8 protein-coding genes and 1 pseudogene are annotated in these 8,191 nt (G+C 60.2%); 7 read left to right on the top strand and 2 right to left on the bottom strand.

Translation table 11 applies throughout. The annotated features are described in order from the left end of the window. Positions 1-261 (top strand): annotated as a pseudogene (locus RSB01_RS12490) (patatin-like phospholipase family protein); the annotation flags it as partial. Here RSB01_RS12490 and RSB01_RS12495 read toward each other — a convergent pair. After that, the gene (locus RSB01_RS12495) at positions 258-1,196 is read right to left on the bottom strand and encodes an L-threonylcarbamoyladenylate synthase (protein WP_332625574.1); all 939 of its coding nucleotides are present in this window, start codon (positions 1,194-1,196) and stop codon (positions 258-260) included. The pseudogene RSB01_RS12490 and the gene RSB01_RS12495 overlap by 4 nt on opposite strands. Positions 1,197-1,356: 160 nt before the next feature. Between RSB01_RS12495 and RSB01_RS12500 the strand changes: the two genes are divergently transcribed. The 4 genes from RSB01_RS12500 to RSB01_RS12515 all read left to right on the top strand — a co-directional run bounded on the left by RSB01_RS12500 (position 1,357) and on the right by RSB01_RS12515 (position 4,727). Beyond that, entirely contained in the window at positions 1,357-3,144 is a 1,788-nt protein-coding gene (locus RSB01_RS12500) for an acyl-CoA dehydrogenase (protein WP_332620421.1), read from the top strand. 63 nt (positions 3,145-3,207) lie between these two features. Further along, complete coding sequence (locus tag RSB01_RS12505) at positions 3,208-3,540, top strand: energy transducer TonB (RefSeq protein ID WP_332625575.1); 333 nt, start codon at positions 3,208-3,210, stop codon at positions 3,538-3,540. Between the two features lie 152 nt (positions 3,541-3,692). After that, positions 3,693-3,962 (top strand): hypothetical protein, encoded by a 270-nt coding sequence (locus RSB01_RS12510; RefSeq protein WP_332590766.1) that lies wholly within the window; start codon positions 3,693-3,695, stop codon positions 3,960-3,962. 78 nt (positions 3,963-4,040) lie between these two features. Further along, a complete protein-coding gene (locus RSB01_RS12515; protein WP_332590765.1) occupies positions 4,041-4,727 on the top strand; it encodes a hypothetical protein in 687 nt (228 codons plus the stop codon). Here the strand turns inward: RSB01_RS12515 and RSB01_RS12520 are convergent. Continuing rightward, positions 4,694-5,515 carry a serine protease gene (locus tag RSB01_RS12520; RefSeq protein WP_332590764.1) on the bottom strand — a complete coding sequence of 274 codons (822 nt, stop codon included), beginning with the start codon at positions 5,513-5,515 and terminating at the stop codon, positions 4,694-4,696. The two genes, RSB01_RS12515 and RSB01_RS12520, sit on opposite strands and share 34 nt — an antisense overlap. Positions 5,516-5,583: 68 nt before the next feature. Here RSB01_RS12520 and RSB01_RS12525 point away from each other — a divergent pair, with 68 nt between their 5' ends. Further along, positions 5,584-7,782, top strand: coding sequence for a S9 family peptidase (locus RSB01_RS12525; RefSeq protein WP_332625576.1), 2,199 nt, complete (start codon positions 5,584-5,586; stop codon positions 7,780-7,782). Continuing rightward, a partial coding sequence (locus tag RSB01_RS12530) for an N-acetyltransferase family protein (RefSeq protein ID WP_332625577.1) occupies positions 7,782-8,191 on the top strand: 410 nt, incomplete at its 3' end. The genes RSB01_RS12525 and RSB01_RS12530, both read left to right, overlap by 1 nt.

The following is an 8,191-nucleotide window of genomic DNA, read 5'->3' on the forward strand; positions in this document are numbered from 1 at the left end:
CGTACCATCGCTATGACCCAACGCTTGATCGATGAAGGCAAGCTTCTAAGGGCCCACACATTGCAGGCTCCGAAAATCCACGCCATACTGGCCGACAACTGGCTGGGTCAGCTGTCACTGGCATCCAAAACCGATACCGAATGGAGCTTTCTGTCCTCGCTCAAATCCTTGGGTCGCGAGGCTGCATCGCAATGGATCGCCACCTGTTTCGATGATGTCGGAAAGCGCACCAGCATCAATCTGCAGGACGTTTTTCTCTAGCCGACAAAACCGGCTGCGCGGCTCAAGCGGTCATTGATCGCCTCGCCCAAACCGGATGCCGGAATAGGCGAAACCGCTATCCCTACAGGATTGGTACGGTCTGCCTCGCGCAAAAGACGAAACAGATTGGCCGCCGCCTCGCGTAAGTCCCCGCTCACGCTCAAGCTCCAGCGCGGATCACCAACCCCTTCGCCAAAGCCCAACAATATCTCGCCGTCTTTCACATCCGTTGCATTGATCCGGACGGGGGCATCGGGCGCATAATGCAGTGTCAGTCGCCCCGGCGAACGATGGCCTTCTTCGGCGCTAGCTGCCAAAGCTCCCACCACAGCTTCAAGCTGTTCACGGGTGATCGTGCCGGGACGTAGAAGTGCGACCTGATCGCCCAGCACAGATACCACCGTGCTTTCGACACCCTCGCGGCAGGGGTCACCATCCACTGCCGCTCCCGCCGATGCGCCTGTCTCTTCGACCGCATCGTCAAATGTGGTCGGGCTTGGACGGCCCGAGCGGTTGGCAGAGGGCGCAACAACCGCGCCGCCAAAGGCCGTGATCACCGCCCTCGCCTTTTCATGGGCCGGCGCTCGGATCGCCACACTGTCCAGTCCGCCTCGCGCCAGATCACACACACGCCCGCTGTCACGAATAGGGGCTACAATCGTCAGCGGCCCAGGCCAAAACGCCTTAGCCAAAGCGCGTGCGCGGTCATCAAAGACGGCAATAGATTCGGCAGAGACCAGATCGGCCACATGCGCAATCAGCGGATTAAAACGCGGACGCCCCTTGGCCTCGAAAATCTTGGCGACCGCTTCAGGGTTCGATGCATCGGCGGCCAAACCGTAAACCGTCTCGGTCGGCAAAATGACCAACTGTCCCGCACGCAGCGCTTCTGCCGCTTTTTCAGGGCTGTCGCCCTTTTTGGGAGCATCAGACATTTAACAAGACTTTCCTTACGTTACGGCAGTGGTTCAAACCGCTTGTCACGCTTCTACCGCTTATTGGCCTCACTGAGCGGATTTTCGACGAAAGTCCAAGACGGCTTGACGAAAGACGGTCGGAAAGCCGACACAACGGCATCTAAATTAAGGATTACCGATGACCTATCGCGCTCCAGTCCGTGACATCGCATTTGCCCTCGAGGCCATTGCCGGTATCGACAACGTCGCTGCTACCGGTGCCTTTCCGGACTATGACACCGATGTAGCCTCGGCCATCATCGAAGCTGCAGGCCAATTTTCGCAAGAAGTGCTGGCCCCGCTGAACCGCGTAGGTGACCTGAATCCTGCAACCATCTCTGATGGCAATGTGACGGCATCGCCCGGCTTTGCCGATGCCTATAAGCAATTCGCCGAAGGCGGCTGGACGTCGCTGACCGCCTCGATTGAAGCCGGTGGTCAGGCACTGCCCAAGGCGCTGGAACTGGCTGCCTACGAAACCGTCCATTCCGCGAACATGGCATTCGGTTTGTGCCCGATGCTGTCGCTGGCCTCGATCGAAGCTCTGGAAGCCGTCGGCACCGACTACCAGAAGGAAGTCTATCTGCCGAAACTGGTATCGGGTGAGTGGACCGGTGCCATGGTTCTGACCGAGCCGAGCGCCGGTTCCGACCTTGGTGCACTGGTGGCCACCGCAACCCCGACGGCAGACGGCAAATACCTGCTGAACGGCCAGAAGATTTTCATCACCTGGGGTGACCACGACGCCACGAACAACATCGTCCATCTGGTACTGGCCCGCCTTCCGGATGCTCCGGCTGGTCCCAAGGGTATCTCGCTGTTCCTTGCGTCGAAATTCCATCTGGATGCCGACGGCAACCCGACCTCGGATCGCAACAGCTTCCATCCGGTCGGTCTGGAGCACAAGCTGGGCATCCACGGCTCGCCCACCTGCGTCATGCAATATGAAAACGCCGTTGCCGAACTGGTAGGCCGTCCGAACGAGGGCCTCGCCCACATGTTCGTCATGATGAACGCCGCCCGTCTGGCCGTTGGCGTTGAAGGCGTCGGCATTGCCGAACGCGCCTACCAGCACGCCCTCGCCTACGCGCTTGAACGTCGTCAAGGCACCAGCGTCTGGACCGGCGAGCGCAATGCCCCGCTGTTCGATCTGCCGGACGTGCGCCGTATGCTGGTGGTCATGAAGTCCAAGATCGCCGCCGCCCGCGCTATCTGCTTCTCGACCGGCGTTGCTGCCGACATGGCCCGCCATGCCGCCACCGAAGAAGAGCGCAAGATCTGGAAGGGTCGCGAAGACCTGTTCACCCCGATCGCCAAGGCATGGTCGACCGATGTCGGCTGCGAAGTCGCCTCGCTAGGCGTGCAGGTCCACGGCGGCATGGGCTTCATCGAGGAAACCGGTGCGGCACAATATTATCGCGATGCCCGCATCACCCCGATCTACGAAGGCACCAACGGTATTCAGGCTATGGACCTCGTCGGTCGCAAGCTGTCGATGGACGGTGGTGAATCGGCCAAGCGCCTGATCGAGGACATGAAGGCGACCCTGCATCAACTGTCATCGATCTATTCGGGCAAGCCGGTCGAGCGTTTCGCCAACGCCATTGAATCGGTCGAGGACGCCACCCTGTGGCTGCTAGACGCCAAGGCCGACAAGGCCCGCGCGGCCGACGTTCTGGCGGGTGCCGATTCCTATCTGAAACTGCTGGGCGATGTGGTCGGTGGCTGGATGCTGGCCAAGGGCGCACTGGCCGCCAAGGCCAAGCTGGACGCCAATGATGGCGACGCGGCCTGGCTGCAAGGCAAGCTGGACATCTATGAAGCCTATGCCGCCAATGTTCTGGGCCACGTCTCCAGCCGTCTGGCTGGCGTCGGCCAAGGCGGCGAACTGCTGAACCGCCTGACACTGGAAGCTCTGGCGGGTTAATCACCACAGGCCCGCTATGCAAATGATCGCGCCTCCTGCATCCTCGATGCGGGAGGCGTTTTCATGTTTGCAGTAGTCTCGTTTGCGGTCCTGCTATCAGCGCAGCCCGATACATTCACGCCGCCGGAACAGGCGACGGAAGCTTCGTCTGTCACTTGGGATACGCGCCCCGTTCCGACGCAGGATGATTTTCCTCCTATGGCCGCCCAGCTAGGCCTGAGCGGGAAAGCGGTCATCGCGTGCGAAGCGAACCCGCAAGGCGTTCCCACCAACTGTCACAGTGTATCATCGGCTCCGGCTCATCTCGGTTTTGATAGAGCGGCCATCAATGTGGTCCAGCGCGGTCGGGTGGCACCGGCACCGGAAGGCAACACCAGGCCCGTCCCTTCACCGTAACGATCCCCTTCCGCTCCAGAGCTCATGAAGAACGGCCAGAATGGCAAGGTCCGGAACCAACCGCAGTTCAACAGAACGCGGCTCGTCAGTTTGCTATCCGCACCATCACACCGCGTCCGCCGATTGCAGAGCGCCTGCGCCGAAGCTGGCGCATGGAGCGTTTACCCGCCGAACAGAGGCAGGCACTTATGGCATGGATTACAGAGCTGGCCCCATCCCGCGAAGAGGAAATCACGGACACAGCCATCGCTGCGGCGCGGGTACTGGCGGTACACGGCGCGGATAGCTGGTCACGCGAACGGCCCGAAAACTTTGCCCAGTGGCAATCGGATATGGAGCGCGCACGTCCAAATGACCGCAACACCGTCATGTCAGAGATTGGCCGACGCTATTGCGCGACATTCTCATGCGTGACCGATTAGGTCTGTGCGGCGGACGGATTTTGATCTACCCGCCAAGCGAAAACTCTGAACACAGAGTCTCTGGGGGGAGCCACTGCAATGATTATATCTCTAGGCTTGGCTCTTGTGGTCACGGCTATGGCGGCACCTGCCCCAGAGGTTCTGGCAACGGAATCCGTCCCTAAGCCGGTTGTGATTACCAATCCCACATGGAAGACAGCGCCTGCCCCCACCGAGGCCGACTACCCGCATCTCGCGGCGCATCTGGGGATCGCAGGGCGCGTTGTCGTTGAATGCAAGATCAGTACAGAGGGAGTGCCTGACTGTGAGGCTGTGTCCATAGCTCCGGAAGGACTGGGCTTCGAGACCACAGCCATAACCATTGCCGATCCATCTCGATGGGATGGTCCCGAACCCAGCCGCGCCAACCTGTTAGCCGGCATGGTCGCGGCTCAGGCATGGGGGCACAATATTGCCTCCTCAAACCAGATTGATTGGGGCCTGAACCAGCTAGAGCGCGAACGGGCTCACATGACGGAACGATGGATTTCCGAAATGTATCTCGGCGGTACGAACGTGAAACTACTGGGCCGCGCCTTTGCAATGGTGCTGGCCAAACGCGGCCAGAACGCAATGCCTGTCGAGCAGCCAGCAGACTGGGCCGACTGGAACGCCGATTTTGAAAAGGCTTTGGGCAGTATTTTCACGAGCGAGGCCAATTATGCCCCGCTCAGAGCGCGTTTCTGTGGCCGTTACGACTGTGGTCCGGAAGCTGGAACACCCTGAGCATCCAGCTGCTTGATCGTATCCAGAATATACTGGCCGTGACCGACGACACCCAGCTCGATTCCCTCGCCATTGCCCTGAACTTCTTTGATCAGCACGCCCGCGATAAACGGGTTGGTCGGCACCGGTGCCCCCGGAACGCGCTTGGCAGCCGGCACCCAGAATACGGGCCCGCCGGAATTCCCCTGAGAGACATTAAAGTCCAGTAGGAAGGTTTTGAAATGCTGGACCGGCGTCAGCGGCCATGAGCTGATCCGGCCTGACCGCAAGATCGGGAACCCCGCGCGATTGGCCGACAAGCCATGCGGGTAACCCAGCGCGAACAACTCGTCACCCGGACCCATTCGCCACTGGTCAAACGTATTGGCATCGGCAATCCAGCCTACGGGAATAGCCGCGCGGGTAAATGTCTCAGGGGCTGTAATCTCCAGAACCGCCACATCCTCGGTCGGATGCTGGGTCCATAGCGGTGTGCCATCCTCGCGGCGGATCGGCAGGTCTGACGGAGCATAGCGCCAATTGCCATCGCTCTCGGCAAAGCGCCAGCCAATACGCGCCACAGGATTGGGCATGACGCGAAACACATGCTCGGCCGTCACCAGCAACAGGCGCGGCGTACCGTCTGGACGCGGGGCCTGTACCAGAAATCCTGTACCGACCTTGCGACGGCCCTCGCCAATGTTTTGATCCAACTGCACTGTCGCGTTGATCAGACCCAGTGTCATGTCCCACTCGGCAGCGGGGGATTGAACAACGGGCGGTTCGGGGGGGAGAGCGTCAATAGCCATAACCGCCATTTGACCTGACGCCGCGACAGGCACAAGGTCCGCACCAACGATCATCTGAGGGAATGTGAATGAATCGCCGCGAACTTATTGCTTCCAGCGCAGCAGCCAGCCTTCTGGCCGCCACACCGTCCCTTGCCCGCCCCTATGCGGCAAACCTGTCTACCGGAGTCCGAATGTCCCGTCCCGTTGCGCCCGTCGCCAAAAAAATCCCTGTCACCATCGAGCAGTTGGGCCGCACCCGCACCGATGAATATCAGTGGATGAAGGACGACAACTGGCAGGCCGTTCTGCGCGATCCCAAGCTGATCAAGGCCGATGTCCGCGATCACCTGACCGAAGAAAATGCCTATCGCGAAGCCATGATGGCCTCGACCCTCCCACTCCAGAACGAAATGTTCGAAGAGATGAAGGGCCGCATCAAAGAAGACGACGCCTCGGTGCCCGCCGCAGATGGTCCGTGGGAATATTACACCCGCTATAATACCGGAGATCAGCACCCACTGTATTGCCGCCGTCCGCGCGGGCGCGCCGATGGCGAGGTCATCCTGCTGGATGCCAATGCGCTGGCCAAGGACAAGGCCTATTCGGATGTTGGCTCGGTTGAGGCCAGCCCTGACCATAACCTTTACGGCTATTCCGAAGATGCCCAAGGCTCCGAGGTTTTCAAGATCTATGTGAAGGATCTGGCCAACGGTGCCGTCCTGCCTGACGCTATTGATTCCGCCACAGGCGATTTCACCTTCTCGCCCGACAGCCAGTGGATTTTCTGGATCAACCGCAACGATAATGGACGACCGGACAAGGTTTTCCGTCGTCCCGTGCGCGGCGGTGAAACCACTCTGGTTTACGAAGAACAAGACGAAGGCATGTTCCTCGGCCTTGGCCGCACCTCGGATGATGCCTTCATCCAAATCAGCGTCGCCAATCAGGAAACCTCCGAAACCCGCCTGATCCCCGGTTCCCAACCGACAGCAACGCCGGTGGTAGTCGAGCCGCGCGTCGAGGCCCGCCTCTACGAGATGGACCACTGGGGCGATCGCTGGGTCATCCGTACCAATGCCGACGATGCGATGGACTTCAAGATCGTCGAAGCTCCGACCGACGCCCCCGCCAAGGCCAACTGGAAAGACCTCGTGGCGCATACCGCAGGCCGCTATATCGAAGGCTTCGACCTGACGAAGGACTTTGTATCGCGTCAGGAGCGTTTTGACGCCAATACGCGTATCGTCATCCGTGACCGGGCAGGTGCCGAACACGAAATCGCAGTTGATGAACCGGCCTACAGCCTGTCTCTGGCCGGGGCATCCGAGTTTGACACCCCGACGATCCGTTACACCTACAACTCCATGTCCACGCCGACCTCGGTCTATGACTATGACCAGAAGTCACGCGAACGCACCTTGCGTAAGGTTCAGGAAGTGCCGTCGGGCCATAACGCCGCCGACTATGTGGTCGAGCGCCTGAACGCGCCCGCATCGGATGGCCAACTGGTGCCGGTTTCGATCCTGCGCCACAAGAACACGCCAGTCGATGGCTCGGCCCCTGTGCTGCTCTATGGCTATGGATCATACGGCATGTCGATGAGCGCCAGCTTCTCGACCAACCGCCTGTCGCTGGTGGATCGCGGCTTCATCTATGCCATCGCCCATATTCGCGGTGGTGCCGACAAGGGTTGGAACTGGTTCCTCGATGCCCGTCGCTTTACCAAAAAGAACACCTTCACCGACTTCATCGCCGCCGCCGAGCATCTGATCGCCAAGGACTATGCCCGCGCCGGAAACATCGTCGCCGAGGGCCGCTCGGCCGGTGGTCTGCTGGTCGGTGCCGTCACCAATATGCGCCCCGACCTGTGGGCCGGCGTGATCGGCGGCGTGCCGTTCGTAGACCTGATCAACACCATGAGCGACACCAGCCTGCCGCTGACCCCGCCGGAATGGCCCGAATGGGGCAATCCGCTCGAGGACGTACAGGCCTATGACTATATGTGGTCCTACAGCCCCTATGACCAGATTGCGCCCAAGGCCTATCCGGCCATTCTGGCGACAGGCGGCCTGTCCGATCCGCGCGTGACCTATTGGGAACCGCAAAAGTGGGTGGCGCGTATTCGTCCCGTCACCACGTCCAGCAATCCGGTCCTGCTCAAGATCAATATGGAGGCGGGCCACTTCGCCTCGTCAGGCCGTTTTGATTATCTGAAGGACATCGCTCTCGACTACGCCTTTGCTATCTGGGCGGTGAACAAGGGCTGGGAGCGGGACTTCGCGTGATGCGCGATGCGGTAATCCGTGAGGCGGTGGAAGCAGACTTCCCCGCCATCACTGCCATCTATGCCGAAAATGTCGCCAATGGTTGCGGCACATTCGAGCTGGAAGCGCCGGAACTGACGGAAATGAAGGCCCGCTTTGCCTATGTGGCAGCGCTGGGCCTTCCTCATCTCGTCGCAGAATCGGACGGTATGATTCTGGGCTACGCCTATGCGGGGCCTTTTCGCGCCCGTGAGGCCTATCGCTACATGGTCGAGGATTCGATTTATCTGGCTCCCGAGGCCCGAGGAAAGGGAATCGGAGGGCTTCTTCTGGATGCTCTGATCGATTCCTGCACGAAAATGGGCCTTCGCCAGATGGTCGCGGTCATTGGCGACTCGGAAAATGAAGGCTCGATCGCCCTTCATCGCTC

Origin of the sequence: Brevundimonas sp., assembly GCF_036659295.1 — a bacterium.
Lineage (GTDB): Bacteria > Pseudomonadota > Alphaproteobacteria > Caulobacterales > Caulobacteraceae > Brevundimonas.

What these genes read in the sequence shown, in the direction of transcription:
- RSB01_RS12495 (WP_332625574.1), bottom strand. Translation starts at nt 1,196, where the DNA reads ATGTCTGATGCTCCCAAAAAGGGCGACAGCCCTGAAAAAGCGGCAGAA.
- RSB01_RS12500 (WP_332620421.1), top strand. Translation starts at nt 1,357, where the DNA reads ATGACCTATCGCGCTCCAGTCCGTGACATCGCATTTGCCCTCGAGGCC.
- RSB01_RS12505 (WP_332625575.1), top strand. Translation starts at nt 3,208, where the DNA reads ATGTTTGCAGTAGTCTCGTTTGCGGTCCTGCTATCAGCGCAGCCCGAT.
- RSB01_RS12510 (WP_332590766.1), top strand. Translation starts at nt 3,693, where the DNA reads ATGGAGCGTTTACCCGCCGAACAGAGGCAGGCACTTATGGCATGGATT.
- RSB01_RS12515 (WP_332590765.1), top strand. Translation starts at nt 4,041, where the DNA reads ATGATTATATCTCTAGGCTTGGCTCTTGTGGTCACGGCTATGGCGGCA.
- RSB01_RS12520 (WP_332590764.1), bottom strand. Translation starts at nt 5,515, where the DNA reads ATGGCTATTGACGCTCTCCCCCCCGAACCGCCCGTTGTTCAATCCCCC.
- RSB01_RS12525 (WP_332625576.1), top strand. Translation starts at nt 5,584, where the DNA reads ATGAATCGCCGCGAACTTATTGCTTCCAGCGCAGCAGCCAGCCTTCTG.